The sequence below is a fragment of the Streptomyces sp. NPDC001002 genome (assembly GCF_053599215.1).
Genome location: NZ_JBSFLV010000087.1, coordinates 20,153 through 40,715 on the forward strand (window position 1 = coordinate 20,153; position 20,563 = coordinate 40,715).

20 protein-coding genes are annotated in these 20,563 nt (G+C 70.4%); 10 read left to right on the top strand and 10 right to left on the bottom strand.

Annotation, left to right across the window (positions count from 1 at the left end; genetic code table 11):
• Positions 1–20: 20 nt before the first annotated feature.
• From ACWDR3_RS31795 to ACWDR3_RS31815, 5 genes are all read right to left on the bottom strand, one after another.
• Positions 21–1,928 carry a hypothetical protein gene (locus ACWDR3_RS31795; RefSeq protein WP_450356027.1) on the bottom strand — a complete coding sequence of 636 codons (1,908 nt, stop codon included), beginning with the start codon at positions 1,926–1,928 and terminating at the stop codon, positions 21–23.
• A 289-nt stretch (positions 1,929–2,217) separates the two neighbouring features.
• Positions 2,218–2,988: an SDR family NAD(P)-dependent oxidoreductase gene (locus tag ACWDR3_RS31800; RefSeq protein WP_450356028.1), complete on the bottom strand. Its 771-nt coding sequence runs from the start codon at positions 2,986–2,988 to the stop codon at positions 2,218–2,220.
• Positions 2,985–4,286, bottom strand: coding sequence for a histidinol dehydrogenase (hisD, locus tag ACWDR3_RS31805; protein WP_450356029.1), 1,302 nt, complete (start codon positions 4,284–4,286; stop codon positions 2,985–2,987). Before hisD ends, ACWDR3_RS31800 begins: the two co-directional genes overlap by 4 nt.
• A 29-nt stretch (positions 4,287–4,315) precedes the next feature.
• Positions 4,316–5,251, bottom strand: a complete 936-nt coding sequence (locus tag ACWDR3_RS31810) for a VOC family protein (protein WP_450356030.1) — start codon at positions 5,249–5,251, stop codon at positions 4,316–4,318.
• Complete coding sequence (locus ACWDR3_RS31815) at positions 5,248–6,225, bottom strand: fumarylacetoacetate hydrolase family protein (RefSeq protein ID WP_450356031.1); 978 nt, start codon at positions 6,223–6,225, stop codon at positions 5,248–5,250. Before ACWDR3_RS31815 ends, ACWDR3_RS31810 begins: the two co-directional genes overlap by 4 nt.
• Positions 6,226–6,452: 227 nt before the next feature.
• On the opposite strand from ACWDR3_RS31815, the gene ACWDR3_RS31820 reads away from it, so the two are divergent.
• From ACWDR3_RS31820 to ACWDR3_RS31855, 8 genes are all read left to right on the top strand, one after another.
• Positions 6,453–6,758 carry an antibiotic biosynthesis monooxygenase family protein gene (locus tag ACWDR3_RS31820; protein WP_450356032.1) on the top strand — a complete coding sequence of 102 codons (306 nt, stop codon included), beginning with the start codon at positions 6,453–6,455 and terminating at the stop codon, positions 6,756–6,758.
• A 34-nt stretch (positions 6,759–6,792) separates the two neighbouring features.
• Positions 6,793–7,917 (top strand): FAD-dependent monooxygenase, encoded by a 1,125-nt coding sequence (locus tag ACWDR3_RS31825; protein WP_450356033.1) that lies wholly within the window; start codon positions 6,793–6,795, stop codon positions 7,915–7,917.
• Positions 7,914–8,921 carry an amidohydrolase family protein gene (locus tag ACWDR3_RS31830; protein WP_450356034.1) on the top strand — a complete coding sequence of 336 codons (1,008 nt, stop codon included), beginning with the start codon at positions 7,914–7,916 and terminating at the stop codon, positions 8,919–8,921. The genes ACWDR3_RS31825 and ACWDR3_RS31830 overlap by 4 nt, the downstream gene beginning before the upstream one ends.
• Positions 8,918–9,886, top strand: a complete 969-nt coding sequence (locus ACWDR3_RS31835) for a cyclase family protein (protein WP_450356035.1) — start codon at positions 8,918–8,920, stop codon at positions 9,884–9,886. The genes ACWDR3_RS31830 and ACWDR3_RS31835 overlap by 4 nt, the downstream gene beginning before the upstream one ends.
• A 2-nt stretch (positions 9,887–9,888) precedes the next feature.
• Entirely contained in the window at positions 9,889–11,259 is a 1,371-nt protein-coding gene (locus ACWDR3_RS31840) for an FAD-binding oxidoreductase (protein ID WP_450356036.1), read from the top strand.
• A 4-nt stretch (positions 11,260–11,263) separates the two neighbouring features.
• On the top strand, positions 11,264–12,220 hold the full coding sequence (locus ACWDR3_RS31845) for a fumarylacetoacetate hydrolase family protein (protein WP_450356037.1): 957 nt from the start codon (positions 11,264–11,266) through the stop codon (positions 12,218–12,220).
• Between the two features lie 142 nt (positions 12,221–12,362).
• Entirely contained in the window at positions 12,363–13,424 is a 1,062-nt protein-coding gene (locus ACWDR3_RS31850; RefSeq protein ID WP_450356038.1) for a LysR family transcriptional regulator, read from the top strand.
• A gap of 40 nt (positions 13,425–13,464) precedes the next feature.
• Entirely contained in the window at positions 13,465–14,235 is a 771-nt protein-coding gene (locus ACWDR3_RS31855) for an SDR family NAD(P)-dependent oxidoreductase (RefSeq protein ID WP_450356039.1), read from the top strand.
• Positions 14,236–14,313: 78 nt separating this feature from the next.
• Here ACWDR3_RS31855 and ACWDR3_RS31860 read toward each other — a convergent pair whose 3' ends face one another.
• The 3 genes from ACWDR3_RS31860 to ACWDR3_RS31870 form a co-directional block, all read right to left on the bottom strand.
• The gene (locus ACWDR3_RS31860; protein WP_450356045.1) at positions 14,314–15,585 is read right to left on the bottom strand and encodes an RNA polymerase sigma factor; all 1,272 of its coding nucleotides are present in this window, start codon (positions 15,583–15,585) and stop codon (positions 14,314–14,316) included.
• A 75-nt stretch (positions 15,586–15,660) separates the two neighbouring features.
• Positions 15,661–15,939 (bottom strand): YciI family protein, encoded by a 279-nt coding sequence (locus tag ACWDR3_RS31865; RefSeq protein ID WP_450356040.1) that lies wholly within the window; start codon positions 15,937–15,939, stop codon positions 15,661–15,663.
• A 5-nt stretch (positions 15,940–15,944) separates the two neighbouring features.
• Positions 15,945–16,664, bottom strand: a complete 720-nt coding sequence (locus ACWDR3_RS31870; RefSeq protein WP_450356041.1) for an SgcJ/EcaC family oxidoreductase — start codon at positions 16,662–16,664, stop codon at positions 15,945–15,947.
• Between the two features lie 209 nt (positions 16,665–16,873).
• Here ACWDR3_RS31870 and ACWDR3_RS31875 point away from each other — a divergent pair, with 209 nt between their 5' ends.
• A complete protein-coding gene (locus ACWDR3_RS31875; protein ID WP_450356046.1) occupies positions 16,874–17,740 on the top strand; it encodes an oxidoreductase in 867 nt (288 codons plus the stop codon).
• A gap of 73 nt (positions 17,741–17,813) precedes the next feature.
• On the opposite strand, the gene ACWDR3_RS31880 is transcribed toward ACWDR3_RS31875, so the two are convergent.
• Positions 17,814–18,872 (bottom strand): LLM class flavin-dependent oxidoreductase, encoded by a 1,059-nt coding sequence (locus ACWDR3_RS31880; protein WP_450356042.1) that lies wholly within the window; start codon positions 18,870–18,872, stop codon positions 17,814–17,816.
• A complete protein-coding gene (locus tag ACWDR3_RS31885) occupies positions 18,872–19,381 on the bottom strand; it encodes an SRPBCC family protein (RefSeq protein ID WP_450356043.1) in 510 nt (169 codons plus the stop codon). The genes ACWDR3_RS31880 and ACWDR3_RS31885 overlap by 1 nt, the downstream gene beginning before the upstream one ends.
• 280 nt (positions 19,382–19,661) lie before the next feature.
• Between ACWDR3_RS31885 and ACWDR3_RS31890 the strand changes: the two genes are divergently transcribed.
• On the top strand, positions 19,662–20,563 hold a 902-nt coding region (locus ACWDR3_RS31890), incomplete at its 3' end, for a glycoside hydrolase family 19 protein (RefSeq protein WP_450356047.1).

The following is a 20,563-nucleotide window of genomic DNA, read 5'->3' on the forward strand; positions in this document are numbered from 1 at the left end:
GACCGCGCCCCCGCCCGCCCTTACGCGACGGTGAGGGTGATAGCGCCGGTGTAACTCGCACCAGGAGCGATCGCGGTCGCCGTGCCGTCGACCGTCATCGTCACCGACTTACCGCGCGGCGCCCGTACGGTGGCGTCGGCGGCGAGGGTGAGCGCGGTGAGGTACGAGGTGCCGGTGACGGTCCATCGGGAGCCGCTGTTCAGCCGGACGATCGCGCCGTTGTTGACGGCGGCCTGGGCGGTGTTGGTGACGATGCCCAGCTCGTAGAAGGTGGTGGCGTCGATGCTGGCGACGCGGTGCTTGGCCTTCGTCGCCGAGATGACGCCCTCGACCGACGCGTCCTCGAAGGTGAGGACCATGTTCTTGCCCTTGCGCATGCCGTTGTAGAAGTCGCCTTTGAGCGCGATGGCGGTGAAGGCGGCGGCTCCGTCGGTGGCGTGGACGGCGGTGACATCGAAGGTGGTGTCCTTCGTCGGGTCGTCGGTGGGCTCGGTGTAGACGCCGATGTTCATCATCTTGCCGTCGACCGGCACCGGGCCCGGGTCGTCCAGCTCGATCATCTGCAGGATGACGCCGTCGCGCGGGGCGAGACGGGCACCCTTCGAGCCGTCGACCGTGATGGTGGTCTGCTGGCCCTTGTTCAGGAAGGTGGCCCGCTCGGAGTTGACGACCGTGCCGCCGTCCAGGGTCAGCGTGCCGGTGCCGAAGAACATGTAGCCGAAGTGCCCCGAGTTCACGACCGTGCTGCGGACCGGCAGCGCCTTCAACTCGGCCGTCGACAGCCCGAGTTCCAGCTCGGTGTTGAGCGCGGACACCGCCTCACGGGTGCTGTCCCCGTAGTGCACCACCGCTGCCGGGCCCGCGATGATCGTGGCGTAGCTGCCGACGTCGAAGCGGGAGCCGAGGACGCGGACGGTGGCGTCGCCGATGGCATAGGTGCCGTAGCCGTACTCCCCCGTGTTGCCCACATGGCTGTTGATCGCGGTGAGCTTGAGGCCGCTGCCGCCCTCGACCGACAGGGCGCCCCAAGTCTCCGAGAAAACGGTGGAGTTGAGATAGGTGGCGGTGCTGTTCGCGCCGATCAGGTTGGTGGCGCGGACATTGCCGTCGAGGCCGAGCATCCAGGGCACCGACTCCATGTACGGGGTCTCGACGGTGGCCTGGTAGTCGGCGGGCAGGACGCCGTTGCGGCAGCGGATTGCGGAGTTCTTGACGATGACGTTCGCGCCGTCGTCGGAGATGACGCCGGTGCGGACTACGCCCTTGTTGGTGATGCGGGCCCCGTCCACGACCAGCTTGGTGGCGGAGCCGTCGCCGACCACGGCGGCACCGTAACCGGCGAAGTCACTACGGCCGTTGCCCGTCAGGGAGATGACCGGCCGGTCCAGCGTGTAGGTGGCGCCCTGCACGTACACGCCGTCGAAGCACTCGCCGGTCGAGGTGATCGACACGCCCCGGGCGAGGGTGTCGGTGAGCCTGCCGCCGAGCACGGCCGCGAGGACGGACTTGTCGCGCACGACTCCGTCCGCGTCGACGTAGATCGCCTGCCGGAAGGGGAAGGTGAGCGTCTCGTACGTCACCTCGTTCGCCGCCGCCACCGTGAGGACGACATCTCCCTGGTAGGTCCCGGCCTGGACGAGAGTCGCGGTCCCGCCGGTCTCGGTGAGCAACTGACCGGTCTCCACGCCGTCGACGGTCAGCGTGAGACTGTGTCCGTCCGGCGCGACGATCTTCCCGCCCGCGGCGATCGTCAGGCGGCTCACCCGGGTGGTCGCGGCGACTTCGTACGTCTCTCCGGAGCCGACGGTGATCTGCCGGCCGGACACCTTCGGCGAGGCGGTGGCGGAGGCGGAGGTGGCCGGGACCAGGAGCGCGCCGGCCGTGGCGGTGCCTGCGATCAGGACCGAGCGTCGGGTGATCAGCGTCATTGCATGCCTTCCAAGGATCGAGTGCGCCGTTGCGCAGCGTGACGAACCGGCCGTCTCGTCCGTGGCGGCAACGGCTCGGAGCGGGCACCTGAGGTGCGCACGAAGGAGTGAATCAGCCCTGCACAGAAGGGAATAGGCGCTTCGCTGACGCATCCCGGAACCCGATGCCTCGGATCGGGCGGCTCGTTTCATGGCCATCACACAACGTGGTCACAGGACGTGCTCGGGGGCGGACATGCAGACGAGGCGAGCGGCCGGTACGCCGCCCACCTCGCCGTTCCGTCTCCGCCTACGCGGGCGCGACCATCCCCGCTGACAGATCGATGTCGGCCCCGCACAGGCCGGGCATGCCGAGCATCGCGACCAGTGCGCGGGCCACCTCGTCCTCCTCGACCAGCCGACCGAGAGCCGCGCGGGAGGCGAAGTCGTGTTCGGCCTCCTCGACCGTGCAGCCGGCCAGTTCGGCGGTGAGCCGGAAGTTGCGGTCCATCCGCGGTCCCCGAACGGGGCCCGGGGAAAGGGAGTTGACCGTGACACCCCGCGGGCCGACCTCTCCGGCGAGCGTCCGGGTGAGGCCCAGCAGCGCCATCTTGGAGGCGGTGTACGGGGTGCGGTTGAGGAGCGGCCGCTTCCCGCTCACCGAGGCGACGTTGACGATGTCACCGCGGCCCGCCGCGATCATCGGCGGCAGGAAGGCCCGGCACATGAGGTAGACGCCACGGACGTTGACCGCGAAGACGCCGTCCCACTCGTCGGGTTCGACGTCGACGAGGGGTCGCACCGGTCCCGCGACGCCCGCGTTGTTGAGGAGCAACGACACGTCCTCGTCGGCGAGTTCGGCGGCGAGTCGACGCACGGCTGCCTCGTCGGCGACGTCACACACCGCCGTACGCGCCTCGCCGCCCTCCTTAGCCACGCGGGCCGCTGCGTCGGCGAGAGCCTGTTCGCCGCGCCCCACGAGGATGACCCGGGCGCCCTCGCCGACCAGGGCCAGGGCGAACGCCCGTCCCAGCGGTCCGCCTCCCCCGGTGACGACGGCCGTGCGCCCGCGCAGGGTCATGCGGTGTTCCACGGCAGCTCGTCACCGGCGGCCCGCGCGGCCCGTACGTCGCCGGAGCGTGCGTGCCCCTCGAAGAGCTCGACGCGGGAGGCCCGGCCGCAGAGCCGTCCGAGCAGGACCTGCGACGCGGTGTCGGTGACCTCCTGGTACGTCACCGTCTTCAGATACTTCCCCACCCAGAGGCCACCGGTGTAGCGGGCGGCGCCCCGGGTCGGCAGTACGTGGTTGGTGCCGATGACCTTGTCCCCGAAGGAGACGCAGGTGCCCTCGCCGAGGAACAGGGCGCCGTACTGGGTCATTCGCTCCAGGGCGAGACGGGGTTCGGCGGTCAGCACCTCCACGTGCTCGAAGGCGAATTCGTCGGCGAGCGCGTACAACTCGTCGAGTGTGTCGACGACATGGACCTGGCCGTGGTCGCGCCAGGCGGGCTCCGCGAAGTCGCGGGTCGGCATGCCGGGCAGCAGCCGTTCGACCTCGGCGATGGTCTGCTCGGCGACCTCACGGGAGGTGGTGATGAGCACGGCCGGTGAGTCCGGGCCGTGTTCGGCCTGGGAGAGCAGGTCGACGGCGCAGACGAAGGGGTCGGCGTGCTCGTCGGCCAGGACGAGGATCTCGGTCGGCCCGGCGAACAGGTCGATGCCGATCTCGCCGAACAGCTGCCGCTTGGCCTCGGCGACGTAGGCGTTGCCGGGCCCGGCGATCAGGTTGACGGGCGACATCGAGTCGGTGCCGACGGCCATCGCCGCCACCGCCTGGACCCCGCCGAGCAGCCAGATCTCGTCCGCGCCCGCGAGGTGCATGGCGGCGACGGTGGCGGCCGGGATCTCGCCGTGGATGGGCGGCGTGCAGGCGACCACGCGCGGTACGCCCGCGACCTTCGCGGTCACGACGGTCATGTGGGCGGAGGCGGTGAGCGGATACCGCCCGCCGGGGATGTACGCGCCGGCCGCCTGCACAGGGATGTGCCGCTGCCCGAGCCGCACACCCGGCAGCGTCTCCACCTCGAACTCCCGCAAGGAGTCCAGCTGATGGCCGGCGAAGGCACGGACCTGCTCCTGTACGAACCTGATGTCGTCGATGACCTGCTGCGGCACCGACGCGACGATCTTCTCGACCTCCTCCTCGCTCAGCCGGAAGGAATCGGGGCTCCACCGGTCGAACTTCTCCGAGTACGCGCGCACGGCCTCGTCGCCGCGCTCGCGGACATCGGCGATGACACCGGCCACGGTCGAACGCACCTGATCGAGGGACGCGGTCACCTCGGCCCCGGGTACGGCATGCTTCAACACCTCTGCCACAACTACCGCCTCTCCATGAGTACTTCGGGTCAGACCGGCGGCGCTACGAAGAGCACGTCGGGGTCGTTGAACTGCTCCTTGGCGACCGACTCGCTCATCGGGTCGGCGGTGCCCCACTGGTCCTGGGTGATCGGGTCGTCCACGTCGTGTCGGCCGGGGTGCCACAGGTCCTCTTCGAGGACGGCGAGTTCGGTGGTGTACTCCACGGTGTTGCCGTGCGGGTCGTGGAAGTACGAGAAGGTGTTGTCGCCCGCGAGATGCCGGCCGGGCCCCCAGGTCAGCCGCGTCCCCGCGCGCAGCGCCCGTCCCGTGCCGCGCATGTACTCCTCGACGCCGCGCATCTCGAACGAGGCGTGGTGCAGGGAGACATGGGGTCCGCGAGCGATGGCGAAGGAGTGGTGGAGGGGGCTGCAGCGCAGGAAGTACATGAGGTCGCCCATGTGCGTGGAGTAGAGGGTGTCGGTGAGCCGGAAGCCGAGGTGCTCGACGTAGAAGTCCCGCAGCCCTTCCGGGACCTGGGAGTTGACCACGCAGTGCGAGAGCCGCACGGGGATGGCCTCGCGCTCCTCGATCCTCCGGTGCGTGCGGGTGGCGACCTCGGCCGACACCTCGACGACGCGGCCATCCGGGTCGAAGAAGCGGAGCCCGTAGCCGCCGCCCGGGGTGTCCAACGCCCGTGGCTCGTGCACGAGTTGGACCCCGGCCCGCACGAGCCGTAGCGCCAACTCATCGACGGCGCCCGGCGATCCGGCGCCGAAGGCCACCAGGTCCATCCGCTTCCGCTCGTCCGCGCGGATCCGCACGATGTACTGCTCGGGACTGCCCTCGGCGGCGAAGAAGGCGAGCCCGCTGTCGTTCGCCACCTCGGTCAGACCCCAGGTGGTGGCGTAGAAGGCGCGCTGCCGCTCGAAGTCCGGTACGGCCAGGTCGACATGGCGCAGATGAGTGATCGGCTGGAAGGTCATGCGTGACTCCTGACGGTGTTGCGCTGCCGGCCCAGGCCGGTGATCTCCGCGTCGAGCACGTCTCCCGGCTTCAGGAAGACGCCCCAGTGGGCGCCGTTGCCGGCCGGCGATCCGGTCAGCAGCAGGTCGCCGGGGCGCAGGGTGGCGGTCGTGGAGACGTACGCGATCAGACGCGGGATATCGAAGATCATGTCCTTGGTGGACTCGTCCTGCCGGACAACTCCGTTGTGGCGCAGGGTGATCCGCAGATCGTTCGGGTCCCCGACGAAGGCGGCCGGGACGAGGAAGGGACCGGTCGGCAGGAAGGTGTCCGCGTTCTTGGCGGTGAACCAGTCGGTGCCGATGGCCTTGAGGTCGGGCCGGTAGAGGCGGTCACGGGTGGTGAGGTCGTTCGAGATCGTGTATCCGGCGACGTACTCCATCGCCTTCTCGGCAGGGATGTTCTTGCCCGACCTCCATATGACCAGGGCGAGTTCGAGCTCCCAGTCGTGCTGTTCGCCGAGCGCGGGGAGCACGATGTCGTCATAGGGACCGGTGATCGCGCGGGGGGAGCCGAGGAAGATGTACGGCACTCCATTGCGGGCGCGTTCGTCCATCATCTGCTCGGCGTCCGCGCGAGCCTCCTCGGGGGTGGCGCCGTGCACGCTCTCCTTCTCGGCGGCGACCAGATCGACCACGTGCTTGCGGTAGTTGGCGCCGCTCTGCAGGATCTGGCCGGGCTCGACGGGGGCGAGGACACGGAGGTCGGCCAGGTCGTGCCAGGTGCCGTCGGCGGCCCGGGCCAGGTCGTGCAGGCGGGGCAGCCAGGCGTCCCAGTCCTCGACGAGCGCGCGGACGGACGGCACGAGGTCGGAGAGGTCGCGCACGCGGGAGCCGGTGACGAGCCCGGCGAATCCGCGCCTTTGATCAGCGAGTTGATCGGCGAACGTACCGAGCGCGAAGGGTCCGGCATGCGTGGGCAGTGGATCGGGCACGGCGCTCTCCTCGTACGGGTAGGGGCTCGCCCTCGACGCTAGGCAGCCCGGGGACGCGGCGGAAATGGCGATCCGCGATGCCTGCCATCACCGGCCGGTCCCGGCCCTGAACTGCGCCTCCATCGCCGTGCGGGATGGATGACGTCCCCCTTGGCGATGCCTCGATCCGTTGACCCCGTACGGACCGCCGATCAGGCTCGGAGCCACCCCGAACCGAGGAGAACGCCGTGGTGGTCGAGCATGCCGAGCTGACGGTCGAGGACGGCCGGGAGGCGGAGTTCGCGGAGGTCTTCGGCAAGGCACGCGAGGTGCTCGCCGAGGCCGACGGCTTCCGCTGGGCGGAGTTGCTGCGCTGCCACGAGCGGCCGACGACCTTTCTGCTGCTGGTCGGCTGGGAGTCGGTCGAGGCGCACACGGTCGGCTTCCGGGAGTCGGAGGCCTTCGGTCGCTGGCGGGCCCTGGTCGGACCGTTCTTCGCCGAGCCGCCGACCGTCGAGCACTTCCACGAGCTCGGCGCCCGCTTCTCGGGCTGACCCCCACCTCTGTCTACGTTCGCAAGGATCGCCCATGCCCGTACAAAAGGTGCTCGTCGTCGGCGGCGGCATCACCGGAAGCGTGCTGTGTCTCGCGCTCGCCCAGCGGGGCGCCGAGGTGGAGCTCGCCGAGATCTCTCCGCAGTGGTTCGGTGTGGGCCATGGCATCACCCTTCAGGGCAATGCGCTCAAGGCGCTGCGTTCCGTTGGTGTCCTCGACCGGGTGCTGGCTCGGGCGGTGCCCTTCGACATCATGCGGCTGCGCCGTGCCGACGGCGGGCTGATCACCGAGTTGGACACCCCGCACACCGGTGGTCCCGAACTGCCCTCCACGGCGGGCGCGTTGCGCTCGGATCTGCAGGACGCGCTGTGCGACGCGGTGCACGCGCACGGGGTACGGGTACGCCTCGGACTGAGCGTGGACCGGCTCGGCCAAGCGTCCGACCATGTGGACGTCGGCTTCACGGACGGCTCGACCGGCCGCTACGACCTCGTCGTCGGCGCCGACGGCATCAACTCGGCGATGCGCGCGTTGATCGGCATCGACGCGAGGCCCCGTCCCGTCGGCATGTCGATCTTCCGGGTCGTCGCCGAGCGGCCCGCCGAGATGGACTGCGCCGAGGTGTACTACGGCGGCCCCCGCTTCAAGGCCGGCTACAGCCCCATCTCCCCCGACCAGTGCTACGCCTACCTCCTCGACGAGAACCTCGACGCCACCCTGATCGGCTCCCGCGCCCCGCTCGACCTGCTGCGCGAACGCGGCGCTGGATACGGCGGCACCTGGGGGAAGATCCTCGCGTCGCTGCCCGGCGACACGGCGGTCGACTACCGCTGGATCGAGGCGATCCTCGTCGACGAGCCCTGGCACCGCGGTCGCGCGATGGTTATCGGCGACGCCGCGCACGCCTGTCCGCCGCTGATCGCGCAGGGTGCGGCGATGTGCATGGAGGATGCCGTGCTGCTGGCCGAACTGGTCACCGGGAGCGAGCCGTTGGGGGTGGCCCTTGACCGCTTCATGGCCCGTCGGCTTCCGCGCGTGCGGATGGTCCTGGAGAACTCCCTCCAACTCGCCGACTGGGAGATCCACCCCGGTACGCCCGGCGCCGACCCGGCCCGGATCATGTCGGAGACGCTGGACAACCTGACGGCAGCGGCATGAACAGCTCACCCGTGGTCGACTTCCACGGCCACCTCGCCGTCCCCGCCGCCGACGCCCTGGTCGCGGGCACCCCCGGCCTCGCCACCGAACTCGCGGCTGAACAGCACGCCCACTCCCCCGCGTCCCTGGCCGTCAACCGCGCCCAACTCCAGCGGCTCGCACCAAAGTTGACGGACGTCACCACCCGTCTCGCGGACCTCGACGCGATGGGCGTCGACATACAAGTGGTCGGCCCAATGCCGATGCACCACTACTGGGCCGACCCGGACCTCGCGATCCGGCTCGCCCGGACCGTCAACGCGGCCGTGGCCGCGCACTGCGCCACCGCACCCGACCGGCTGTACGGCCTGGGCACGGTCCCGCTCCAACACCCGGACCTGGCCGTCGCGTTGCTGGACCAGGCGGTCCACGACCACGGCCTGTACGGGATCAGCGTCTCCACGACGGTCGACGGCCGCGAACTGGCCGACCCCGCGCATGACGTGGTGTGGCAGCGGGCCGAAGAAGTGGGCGCGGTCGTGTTCATCCACCCCTGGGGCTGTTCCCTCGGCGAGCGCCTGGCGACCAACTACCTGGGAAACTCGGTCGGTCAGCCGGTGGAGACGACGATTGCACTCTCGCATCTCATCTTCACCGGTGTCCTCGACCGCTTCCCGCGCCTGAAGGTGGTGGCGGCGCACGGCGGCGGCTATCTGCCGACATACATCGGGCGTTCGGACCACGCCTGGCAAGTACGCGAAGACGCGCGCGGCTGCGTTGAGTCGCCCAGCTCCTATCTCCGGCGGATGTGGTTCGACGCCCTCGTGTACACGCCGAGCGCGCTGCGCCAGCTCGTGGCCCAGGTGGGTGCGGACAGGGTCGTCCTCGGCACGGACCACCCCTTCGACATGGGTGTCGCCGACCCGGTGGCCCGGCTGGACGCGGCGGGGCTCGCCCCGGCCGACCGGGCCGCCGTCGCCGGGGGCAACGCACTCGACCTGCTCCTGAAAGGACGTACCCGATGACCTTGGGTCCGATTGAGGAAGAACTCGCAAAGGCCCGCTCCGCCTACCGCAATTGGGGACGGTGGGGCGAGGACGATGTGCTGGGCACGCTCAACTTCATCGACGACGCGATCCGCGCCCACGCGGCCGGACTGGTCCGGCGCGGGCGGTCCTTCTCGCTCGCCCTGGAGTTCAACGAGTCGGGTCCGCAGCGCGGGTTCCGGGGCCGGATCAACCCCGTGCACTACATGAAGGACACCGGTTCCGACGCGGCGGCCGGCACCCAGGGCTTCCCGCACGGGTTCGGCGGGGCGGACGACCATGTCGTGATGCCGTTGCAGGCCTCCACGCAGTGGGACGGGCTCGGCCACATCTACGACAACAAGCAGGCGTGGAACGGCCGTCCGTGCACCATCGTCAACGGCAACGGCGACTCCGTCACCGGCATCGAGCACATGAAGGAGGCTTTCACCGGCCGCGGCGTCCTCCTCGACGTGGGACGGGCGATCGGCGACGAGCACGGTGAACTCCCCGACGGCTTCCCCATCTTGGAGGAACACCTGCGCGCCACGATCGAGGCACAGGGCGCGACATCGAGCGTCCGCCGCGGCGACCTCGTACTCATCCGCACCGGCCAACTGGGCCGCGTACGACGCCTCGGCGAGTGGGGTGGTTACGCCGCCGGCGACGCCCCCGGCCTCTCCTTCTCCACGCTCGGCTGGCTGCACCGCACGGAGATCGCGGCGATCGCCTCCGATACATGGGGTCTTGAGGTGCGGCCGTACGAGTTCGCCGAGCCCGCGATGTCCCCGCTGCACCAGATCGCGATCCCCAACATGGGCCTGCCGCTGGGCGAGATGTGGGACCTGGAGACGCTCGCCGAGGACTGCGCGGCGGACGGCGTGTACGAGTTCCTGCTGGTCGCCGCTCCCCTGCCGGTGACCGGCGCGGTGGGCGCGCCGGTCAACCCCATCGCGGTGAAGTGAGCGTGGGCATGAACAGGTTCTCCGGCACCCTGCACCTGCCCGGTGACTCGGACTTCGAGGAGGCGTGCTTCGGGCGGGTCTTCAACGCCCGTCGCCCGACGGACCGGTGGCCCGCCGCCGTGCTGCGTGCGGCCTCGGAGGAGGACGTCGTCGAGGGAGTACGCCTGGCCCTGGAGCGCGGCTGGCAGGTCTCCGTCCGCTCCGGCGGGCACAGTTGGGCCGCCTGGTCGGTGCGCGCGGACGCGCTGCTGATCGACCTCGGCGATTTTCGTGAGCTGGCGTACGACCCGGACACCGGGATCGTGACCGCCACCCCGAGCATCAAGGGCGGCGACGAACTCAACCCGTATCTGGGCGAGTTCGGGCGCTTCTTCAACGGCGGGCACTGTCCCTCCGTCGGTATCGGCGGCTTCCTGCTCCAGGGTGGGCAGGGCTGGAACGCGCGCGGGTGGGGCTGGGCGGCGGAGAACATCGTGGCGCTCGACGTCGTCACGGCCGAGGGCGAGCTGGTGCGCGCGGACGAGTCGACGAACAGCGACCTGTTCTGGGCGGCGCGCGGCGCGGGCCCCGGCTTCTTCGGTGTCGTCACCCGCTTCCACCTGCGCACTCGCCCGCTGCCGAGGCACCTCGGGCACACCGTGCATGCCTACCCCCTCGACCTCTTCGACGAGGTCATGACCTGGCTGCACGGCATGCACCACACGCTCTCCGAGCTGGTCGAGATCGTCGCCCTCACCCAGACTCCGCCCGACTTCGACGAACCGGTCCTGCTCGTCACCGGTGTCTCGATGACCGACACCCCGGAGCAGGCCGCCGAGGCTCTCGCCCCGCTGCACGCGAATCCGTACGCCGATCGGGCCCTGTTCCGCGTGGAAGCCCAACCGACCACGTTCGCCGCGCAGTTGGCCGGTCAGCGCACGGCCAACCCCGAGGGTCACCGCTATCTCGTCGACAACGCCTGGCTTAGCGGACCCGCCGAGGAGGTCGTACCGGCGATCCGCAAGGCGTTCACCGAGCACCCCACCCGACAGACCTTCACCATCTGGTTCTCGATGGCTCCCCTGCGCGAACTGCCCGACATGGCCTTCTCGTTGCAGTCGGAGATCTACTGCGCCACGTACGTCGTCCACGACGAGCCCGAGCGCGACGGGGAGTTGCGGGCCTGGCTGGACGAGGTGACGGCGGCGATGCGGCCGGTGACCGTCGGCCAGTACCTCGGCGACTCCGACTTCACCGTCCGGCAGTTGAGGTTCATGGGCGACGAGCAGTGGCGACGGCTGCGGGAGATCCGGGCCGTCCGCGACCCCAAGGGCCTGTTCGCGGGCTATCTGAGCGCAGGGACTGTCACCAACACCAACCACTGGGAGCAATGAGGCCATGCGTTTCGCGACGTACGAGTACGAGGGCGTGGAGCGCGCCGGGGTCGTCCGGGACGGAGTGGTCCATCCGCTGCCCGAGGGGATCACGGTCCTCACCCTCCTTGAGCAGGAAGTGCTGCATGCGGCCGGCACCGAAGCGCTGCGTGAGACGAGCGAGTTGACGGTGGATCAGGTGCGGTTGCTGCCGCCGCTGAAGCCGCCCGCGATCCGGGATTTCGTCGGTTTCGAGGCGCACATCGAGGGCGTCGCGAAGTCGCTGGACGGCCTGGAGCACGTGCCCGAGGAGTGGTACCGGGCGCCGAACTTCTACTTCACCAACCCGCACGCGGCCTACGGCGCCCACGACGACGTGCCCGTCCCGGCGGGCTGTTCGGTGCTCGACTTCGAGCTGGAGGTGGGGGCCGTGATCGGGCGTGCGGGGCGGGACCTCACGCCGGAGCGGGCGCGCGAGCACATCGTCGGCTATCTGGTCTTCAACGACTGGTCGGCGCGCGATCTGCAGAAGCCCGAGAAGAACCTGGGCCTCGGCTTCTCCAAGGGCAAGGACTTCGCGAACACCCTGGGCCCGTATCTGGTCACCGCCGACGAGGTGGCGGACCGGCGGGACGCCGACGGCTTCCTCGACCTGGAGATGACGGTCACCCTCAACGGGGAGCTGATCGGCCGGGACACCCTGGCCAACATGTCCTGGACCTTCGAGGAGATGGTCGCCTACGCCGCCCGGGACACATGGGTGCGGCCCGGGGACGTCCTCGGCTCGGGCACGTGCGGCTGGGGTGCGCTTGCGGAGTTCTGGGGGCGGCTCGGGGAGCGTACGCCGCCACCGCTCACGCCGGGCGACACGGTGACGCTGAGCGTCGAGCGGCTGGGCACCGTGTCCAACCGGATCGTGCCGGGGCGCACGGACGCGTATCTCCCCCGGGCCCGCAAGCGCGGCCGCACTCCACGGCCGTAGCAACGCTGACCTGCTGATATCCGTCGGCGCGATGGCTCTTATCGGATCGCTGTGAGTTCCGTCCCGGCATCTTCCTCGGCCGGAGCCCGGTCGTTACGCTCCGGTTTCACCGAGCTTCAACGACGCGGCCGGAAGGAACTCCATGGGTCTCGGAGCGATCGACCTGAATCTTCTGGTGGCACTGGAAGCCCTCCTGGAGGAGAAGAACGTCACGCACGCGGGCGTGCGGCTGTCCACCAGCCAGTCCGCGATGAGCGGCTCGCTGGCCCGGCTGCGCAGACACTTCAACGACGAGCTGCTGGTGCGGGTCGGCCGGGAGTACGAGCTGACACCGCTGGCCGAACGGCTGCTCCCGGTGGTGCAGGCCTCGCTGCACAAGGCCGAGGAGGCGCTCTCGCTGACCCGGCACTTCGACCCGCGGCGCAGCCGGCAGCGCTTCTCGGTGGTGATGTCCGACTACGTGATGACGGTGTTCGTCGAGCCGCTGCTGCGCGTCATCGCGCAGGAGGCGCCCGGGGTCCGTATCGACTTCCACCCCATCGTCGACGGGCAGTTGGAGAACGAGACGCACCTGCGCTGTCACGACCTGATGATCGTGCCCCTCGGATACCAGTTGCCGGGGGTCAGCGAGACCGTGATGCACGACCGGTTCGTCTGCCTGGTCGACCCGGACAACCCTCGGCTGACGGACGGGCGGCTCGCGCTACGCGACCTGGCGGAGATGCCGCACGCCGCGTGCGCGATCGGCAAACTCACGCCCGCCGAACGCCAGTTGGAGACCCTCGGCATCACCCCGAGGGTGCAGGTCAGCACGCCCGGCTTCAACGTGCTGCCGTTCCTGGTCGGCGGCACGGACCTGGTCGCCCTGGTGCCCGAGCGGCTCGCCCGGCGCTACGAGAACTTCGCGCGCTGTGCCGTCGTACCGACGCCGTTCCCGGACGTACCGCTGGTGGAGGCCATGTACTGGCACCACAACCGGCACTCCGACCCGGCCCACCGCTGGCTGCGCGAGACCGTGCGCAAGGTCGGCGCCTCCCTGGGGCAGGACGAGATCGTGGCCGCTGACGCCGAGTGTGACCAGATCACGACCGTCGATGCCGCCTGTGACGGGATCACGGCCGCCGATACCGACTGCGACGAGATCACGGCCGCGGATGCCAGCCATGCCGAACGCGCGTTTCCGGAGCTGTCCGCGGCTTCCTAGCGTGGGCGGGAGACATCCCGCACCCACCCCTGGAGGAGCCGTGAGCCGTACGCGCCTGGCGGGCCGTACCGTCGTCGTCACCGGAGCCGCGCAGGGCCAGGGCGCCGCCGAGGTGACCGCCGCCGCCCGCGAGGGCGCGTCGGTGGTCGCGACCGACGTCCTGGACGAACCCGGCGAGAAGCTCGCCGCCGCCCTGCGCGCCGACGGCCTCGACGTGCGCTACCGGCACCTGGACGTGTCGGCGCCGGACGACTGGACGACGCTGGCGGCCGACCTCGCGGTCGTGCACGGCCTCGTCAACAACGCGGGCATCCCCATGCGGGCCCGCCTCGGCGAGGTCCAACTCGCCGACTGGAACCGGGCGTTCGCGGTCAACACGACGGGCGCCCTGCTCGGCATCCAGGCCCTGACCTCCCTGATGCCGGCCGGCTCCTCCATCGTCAACGTCGGCTCGGTCGCGGGGCTCACGGCACATCACGCGGTCGCGTACACGGCCAGCAAGTGGGCACTGCGCGGCCTGTCCAAGGTGGCGGCCCTGGAGCTGGCGCCACGCGGCATCCGTACGAACGTGATCCACCCGGGGTACATCGAGACCCCGCTCATGGCGACCGCCAACCCGGTCTTCGTCCGCGCCCATCTGGCGATGACACCCCAGGGACGCGCGGGCACGGTCGACGAGGTGGCCCCGCTGGTCGTCTATCTGCTGTCGGAGGAGGCGGCGTACGTCAACGGCGCGGAAATCACCGTCGACGGCGGATACGCGGCGCACGGCGGGGTGAAGGCGATCACGAACGCACTGGACGGTTCCTGACCGGCGGCTGGATTCTCTACGACCTCTACGACCCGAGCCCCGCGAAGGGCTCCTACGACCCGCCCCCGCGAGCCGCTCCTACGCCCCGCACTCCGCGAGCCGCTTCTCCAGGAACCTCCGCTCGGCCTCGTTCTCCACCAGCTCCAGCGCCCGCCGGTACGCCTCGGCCGCCTCCTCCATGCGCCCGTCGCGGCGCAGCAGATCCGCGCGGGTGGCCGGAAGCAGGTGGTAGTCGGCCAGCTCGCCCTCCCGCTCCAGTTCCGCGACCAGGGCGAGGCCCGCCTCCGGGCCCTCGGCCATGCCGACGGCCACCGCGCGGTTGAGGCGGACCACGGCCGAGGGCACGAAGCGGGTCAACTCGCCGTAGAGCGCGGCGATATCGGCCCAGTCGGTCGCAGCGGCCGTACCGGCGGTGGTGTGGCACGCGGCGATGGCGGCCTGGATCTGGTACGGCCCGGGGCTGCCCCGGCGCAGTGCCGTTTCCACCAGGGCGGCGCCCTCGTCGATCTCGGCCCGGTCCCAGGAACCGCGGTCCTGGTCCTCCAGGGTCACCAGCTCACCCGCGTCATCCACGCGCGCGTGCCGACGGGCGTCGTGCAGCAGCAGAAGCGCGAGCAGCCCGAGCACCTCCGGCTCGTCCGGCATGAGCCCGGCCAGGACCCGGGCGAGCCGGATGGCCTCGGCGCACAGGTTCCGCCGGACCAGCTCCGCGCCGGACGAGGCCGCGTAGCCCTCGTTGAAGAGGAGGTAGAGCACACCGAGGACGCCCGCCGTGCGCTCGGGCAGCAGGTGCGCGGGCGGTACGCGGTAGGGGATGCCGGCGTTGCGGATCTTCCGTTTGGCCCGCACCAGGCGCTGGGCCATGGTCGCCTCGGGCACGAGGAAGGCGCGGGCGATCTCGGGGGTGGTCAGCCCGGCGAGCGTACGCAGGGTCAACGCGACCCTCGCCTCGATGGGGAGTGCGGGGTGGCAGCAGGTGAAGATCAGCCGCAGCCGGTCGTCATGGACGCCGCTGGCGTCGTCATCCTCGTACGGCGATCCGGCCCTGTCCCTGTCGTCGTACGGTTCGTCGCCGGCCAGCACCGCAACCTCCCGCAGTTTGGCCGCCCCGACCGCCTCCCGGCGCAGGACGTCGAGAGCTCGGTTGCGGGCGGTCGTGGTCAGCCAGGCGCCGGGGCGGCGCGGCACTCCGTCGCGCCGCCACCGGTCGAGGGCCTGGGCGAAGGCGTCCTGCGCGCACTCCTCGGCGAGGTCCCAGTCGCCGGTCACCCGGATCAGGGTGGCGACGACCTGGCCCCACTCCTCGCGGAAGGCAACGGCGACGGCCTCCTCGATGTCCGGCGCCTTCATGTCGGACGCCTCGGTGTCAGACACCTCCGCATCGGACGCCCCCGCCTCGGACACCTCCTCGTCAGACACCGTCGGTCACCCCCGCACCGGCCGCACCTCGACCGGCCCGCCCCCGCCGGCCGCGGAGTGCTGCGCGGCGAGCGCGATGGCCTCGTCGAGGTCCGCCGCCTCGACCAGGTCGACGCCCGCGACGTAATGCTCGGTGCGGGCGAACGGCCCGTCGTCCAGCAGGACTTCGTCACCCCGGGCGCGCACGGTCGTGGCGTCGGAGGGCGGGCGCAGGAGGGCCGTGACCGGCGTACGGACGGGCTCCTCGTCGTCCGCCGGTGCGCAGACGAACAGGACGTATTTCACGGCCGTCATCCCGTCTGGCGCGACACGTGCTCGTGGGTGATCAGCCAGCGCAGACCGGCGTCGCGGTAGCCGGTGGTGACGCGGAGGACGTCGTCCAGGGGCGTGCCGTCCGTGCGGGTGGCCCGGATCCGTACGAGGGAGTGGGCGAAGGCGACGCTCTCATCCCCCTGGACCCGCAGGTCCAGCACCTCGCGGATCACCGGGCCGGTCACGCTCCCGAAGAAGTCCTCCACGACCTTCCGGAAGCTGTCCAGACCGTGCAGTTCCCGGCCGTCGGCGAGATGGAAGGCGGTGACGTCGGGCGCGTAGTAGGCCAGCGTCCGCTCGACGTCCCGCTCGCGGGCCGCCTCGGTCAGTTCGGCGTCGAGGCGGCGGATCTGGGTCTCGCCGTCCTCCTCGCCCTCCATCGGCCAGAACGGACGTACCTCCATGGCCCCGATGGTCGCCACGGGGTGCCGGGCGGCTGCCTGCACCGCCTCCTCCAGGCTGTCGCACTCCAGCACGTCGAATCCGGCGACGTACTCCTTCGTCTCCGCGAACGGCCCGTCGGTGCGCAGCACTTCGCCGCCGCGGACGCGCACGGTGACGGCCTCGGAGGGCTTCGCGAGGCGGTGGCCGTGCAGCCGTACGCGGCTGTCGCCCAGCTCCTCCACCCAGGGTTCGACGGGTGCCATTCCCGAGCCGTCGGCGGTGTCGTCGCCACAGACGAGCAGCATGTACTTCATGGGGTCCTCCAGGTCGTCTCTTGCTTCCTACACCCCGCCGACGAACGGCACCGACCCGAATCGACACCACGCCGGAAGAATCTCGGCGAGAAAATTCCACGGCCGCGTTCCTGGTACCGGCGTTCCCAGGAAGCAGGAGGTACTGCCTACCCGGCCGCGACCGTAGGAGAGTGGTGATCGCATCGGACGACCACACGAAGGGCGCCACCATGGCCACCTCAGCTCCCGGCGGAACGATCACCCTCGCCCCGGACCTCACCCTCAGCCGTATGGGCTACGGCGCCATGCAGTTGGCGGGGCCGGGCGTGTTCGGCCCGCCCAAGGACCGCGACCAGGCGCTGGCGGTGCTGCGGGAGGTGGTCGAGCTGGGCATCACGCACATCGACACCAGCGACTTCTACGGCCCCTACGTCGTCAACGAGCTGATCAAGGAAGCCCTGCACCCGTACCCGGCGCACCTGAGGATCGTCACCAAGGTGGGCGCCCGCCGCGACGGCACGGGGGCGTGGCTGCCGGCCCAGGAACCGCACCAGCTCAAGGCACAGGTGCACGACAACCTGCGGCGGCTGGGCGTCGACGCCCTCGACGCCGTCAATCTGCGGCTCGGCGCGGTGGAGAGCTCAGGGGACGACTCGATCGCCGAGAGGTTCACCGCCCTCGCGGAGCTCCAACAGGAGGGGCTGATCCGGCACTTGGGCCTCAGCGGTGTCTCCGCCGCCCAGCTCACCGAGGCCCGGTCCATCGCCCCGGTCGTGACGGTCCAGAACCTCTACAACCTGGCCAACCGCAAGGACGACGATCTCGTCGACCGCTGCGCGGCCGAGAACATCGCCTACGCTCCCTTCTTCCCGCTCGGCGGCTTCTCCCAGCTCCAGCACGACGCCCTCACCGCGGTCGCCGCCCGCCTCGACGCCTCGCCCCAACAGGTCGCGCTGGCCTGGCTGTTGCAGCGCTCCCCCTCGATCGTCCTCATTCCGGGTACGTCCTCGGTCGACCACCTGCGCGAGAACGTGGCGGCGGCCGAGCTGACGCTTCCGGCGGACGCGATCGCGGAACTGGACGCGATCGGGCGGTGAGCTCAGGGGCTTGCCCAGGGTGCGCTCGGGGCCTTGCCCTTGGGAGCTCGGTCCGGAGCACGCCCCGTCGCCATCACGCCCCGCCCCCGACCTCCCGCACCAACTCGATCGCCCGCCCCAACGTCGCGAGCCGCGCCTCCAGGGTCTCCCCGGCCGGATACAGCCGTACGGTGTCCACCCCTGCGTCCCGCCACACCTCCAACCGGCGTCGCACCATCGCCTGGGTGCCGATCAGCGTCGTACCCAGGACCATCTCGTCGGTGACGAGAGCCGCCGCGCCGTCCCGGTCGCCGACCTGCCAGCGCTCGCGTACCTCGGCGGCCACCGCGGCCCAACCCTGGCGGCTGTAGGCCCGGTTGTAGAAGTTGGTCGAGGCCGAGCCCATGCCGCCGAGGCTGAAGGCGAGTTCCTTCTTGCGCCCTGCGACCATCGCGCCGAGGGCGTCCTCGTCGGGAGCGAACGCGACCTCGGCGCCCTGGCAGACGTCGAGGTCCGCCCGCTCGCGCCCGCTCCGCGCGAGCCCCTCGTCGAGCGGCGCGAAGTAGGCGTCGGCGGCGCCCTCGGGCACGAAGCTGGTGCCGAGCCAACCGTCGGCGACCTCACCGGTGAGGCGGAGCATGGCCGGTGACAGGGCGGCGAGATAGACGGGGACGGCGTGCTCGGCCCGCGTCGACAGGCGCATCGGGACGGCGTCGCCGTCGGGCAGCGGGATACGGAACTCCGTGCCGGCGTAGGAGAGTTTGCCGCCGTCGAGGACGCGGCGCACGATCTCCACGGTCTCCCGCATCCGGGCCAGCGGCCGGGCGAACGGGACGCCGTGCAGGCCCTCGATGACCTGTGGGCCGGAGGCCCCGAGGCCCAACAGGAAGCGTCCGCCGGACAGGTTGGAGAGCGTGATCGCGGTCTGCGCGACGGCCACCGGCGTGCGGGTGCCGACCTGGATGACGCCGGAGCCCAGCAGCATCCGCTCGGTGCGGGCGGCGTAGTAGCCGAGAGCGGAGGGCGCGTCGGAGCCCCAGGCCTCGGCCACCCAGCAGACGTCGAGTCCGAGTTTCTCGGCCTCCACGACGAACTCGGTCTGCTCGGCCCAGTGTCGGCCGCCGGATGCCTCGACGGTGGTCGCGGTGCGCATCAGCCGGTCTCCGCCAGCCGCTTGATCCGCTCCAGGGTGGCCGTCATGTTCCGCTCGAACTCCCGCAGCCGTACAAACACGATCTTCTCCTCCTTCTCCGGCATCCGGCCGATGGCCAGGGAGAGTCCGGAGCGGCCGGGCCCCAACTGCACCCACTCCGACAGTTCGGTGCCGCCGTCGCCCGCGTGGAGACGGAAGCGCCAGACGGCGGACGGGTCGGCGGGGTCCTCGACGGCCCACGCGAAGACGTGGCCGGGTTCGTACTCGATGACGTACGAGGTGGTGGTCCAGTCCCCGAGCGCCTCATGGCTGCTGCGGCCGAGGAACCGGGCGCCGACCGCGGGTGCGGTGGCGTCGTCGAGCCATTCAACCGACTGGAGTTCGTCACTCAGGCCCGGCATCAGTGCGACGTCCGACACGAGCGCCCACACCCGCTCGGGCGGGGCGTCGATCCAGGTTCGCACCTCGACGGTGGGTTTGTCGGTGTAGCGCGCGCCCGTCCATTTCATTCCGGTCGGCCTCCTCGCCAGGATGTTTACCGCATCCCGTCAAGATATCCATTCGTCAACTTCACTTCTTTCCTTAAGTGTTGACGCACTTGAATGGACCTGCCAAGGTCTGGACCAGTTGCATCAGTGGTGCCCTTTGGACTCTCCCCCACCCCCCATTCACCGCCAAGGAGCGACATCCGTGATGCCCACCTCCGGCTTCGGCCTGCTCCGCCCCAGACGGATCGCCTTCGACCGTCTCGCCCTCGTCACCGCTCTCGTCGCCCTGCTGGCCGCCGCGATGACAACGTTGTTCGCCGTCACGCCGGCCCATGCCGCGGACGGTCGGATCACCGGCCTGGCCGGCAAATGCGTCGACGTGGCGGGCGCCAACACCGCCAACGGAACCGCCGTCCAGCTCTACGACTGCAACGGCACCGCCGCCCAGACCTGGTCCAACCCCGGCGACGGCACCCTGCGCGCCCTCGGCAAGTGTCTCGACGTCACCAGCGGCGGCACCGCCGACGGCACCACGGTCCAGCTGTACGACTGCAACGGCTCCGCCGCCCAGAAGTGGGCCGTCAGCTCCGCGAACGACATCGTCAACCCCCAGGCCAACAAATGCCTGGACGTCACCGGCAACAACAGCGCCAACGCCACCCGCCTGCAGATCTGGACCTGCTCCGGCGCCGCCAACCAGAAGTGGACCGCCCCCGCCAGCGGAGGCGGCACCACTCCTTCCGGCTTCGTGGTCAGTGAAGCGCAGTTCAACCAGATCTTCCCCAGCCGGAACTCGTTCTACAGCTACAGCGGCCTCACCGCCGCCCTGTCGGCCTACCCCGGCTTCGCCAACACCGGCTCCGACACCACCAAGAAGCAGGAGGCCGCCGCCTTCCTGGCCAACGTCAGCCACGAAACCGGCGGACTGGTGTACGTGGTGGAGCAGAACACCGCCAACTACCCCACCTACTGCGACTGGAGCCAGTCCTACGGCTGCCCCGCCGGACAGGCCGCCTACTACGGACGCGGCCCCATCCAGCTGTCCTGGAACTTCAACTACAAGGCCGCCGGCGACGCGTTGGGCATCGACCTGCTCAACAACCCCTGGCTGGTGCAGAACGACTCCGCCGTGGCCTGGAAGACCGGCCTTTGGTACTGGAACACCCAGACCGGCCCCGGCACCATGACCCCCCACAACGCCAT

Coding starts and splice junctions, on each gene's coding strand:
- ACWDR3_RS31795 (WP_450356027.1), bottom strand. CDS start 1,928: ATGACGCTGATCACCCGACGCTCGGTCCTGATCGCAGGCACCGCCACG.
- ACWDR3_RS31800 (WP_450356028.1), bottom strand. CDS start 2,988: ATGACCCTGCGCGGGCGCACGGCCGTCGTCACCGGGGGAGGCGGACCG.
- ACWDR3_RS31810 (WP_450356030.1), bottom strand. CDS start 5,251: ATGACCTTCCAGCCGATCACTCATCTGCGCCATGTCGACCTGGCCGTA.
- ACWDR3_RS31825 (WP_450356033.1), top strand. CDS start 6,793: ATGCCCGTACAAAAGGTGCTCGTCGTCGGCGGCGGCATCACCGGAAGC.
- ACWDR3_RS31830 (WP_450356034.1), top strand. CDS start 7,914: ATGAACAGCTCACCCGTGGTCGACTTCCACGGCCACCTCGCCGTCCCC.
- ACWDR3_RS31835 (WP_450356035.1), top strand. CDS start 8,918: ATGACCTTGGGTCCGATTGAGGAAGAACTCGCAAAGGCCCGCTCCGCC.
- ACWDR3_RS31845 (WP_450356037.1), top strand. CDS start 11,264: ATGCGTTTCGCGACGTACGAGTACGAGGGCGTGGAGCGCGCCGGGGTC.
- ACWDR3_RS31850 (WP_450356038.1), top strand. CDS start 12,363: ATGGGTCTCGGAGCGATCGACCTGAATCTTCTGGTGGCACTGGAAGCC.
- ACWDR3_RS31860 (WP_450356045.1), bottom strand. CDS start 15,585: ATGAAGGCGCCGGACATCGAGGAGGCCGTCGCCGTTGCCTTCCGCGAG.
- ACWDR3_RS31870 (WP_450356041.1), bottom strand. CDS start 16,664: ATGAAGTACATGCTGCTCGTCTGTGGCGACGACACCGCCGACGGCTCG.
- ACWDR3_RS31875 (WP_450356046.1), top strand. CDS start 16,874: ATGGCCACCTCAGCTCCCGGCGGAACGATCACCCTCGCCCCGGACCTC.
- ACWDR3_RS31880 (WP_450356042.1), bottom strand. CDS start 18,872: ATGCGCACCGCGACCACCGTCGAGGCATCCGGCGGCCGACACTGGGCC.
- ACWDR3_RS31885 (WP_450356043.1), bottom strand. CDS start 19,381: ATGAAATGGACGGGCGCGCGCTACACCGACAAACCCACCGTCGAGGTG.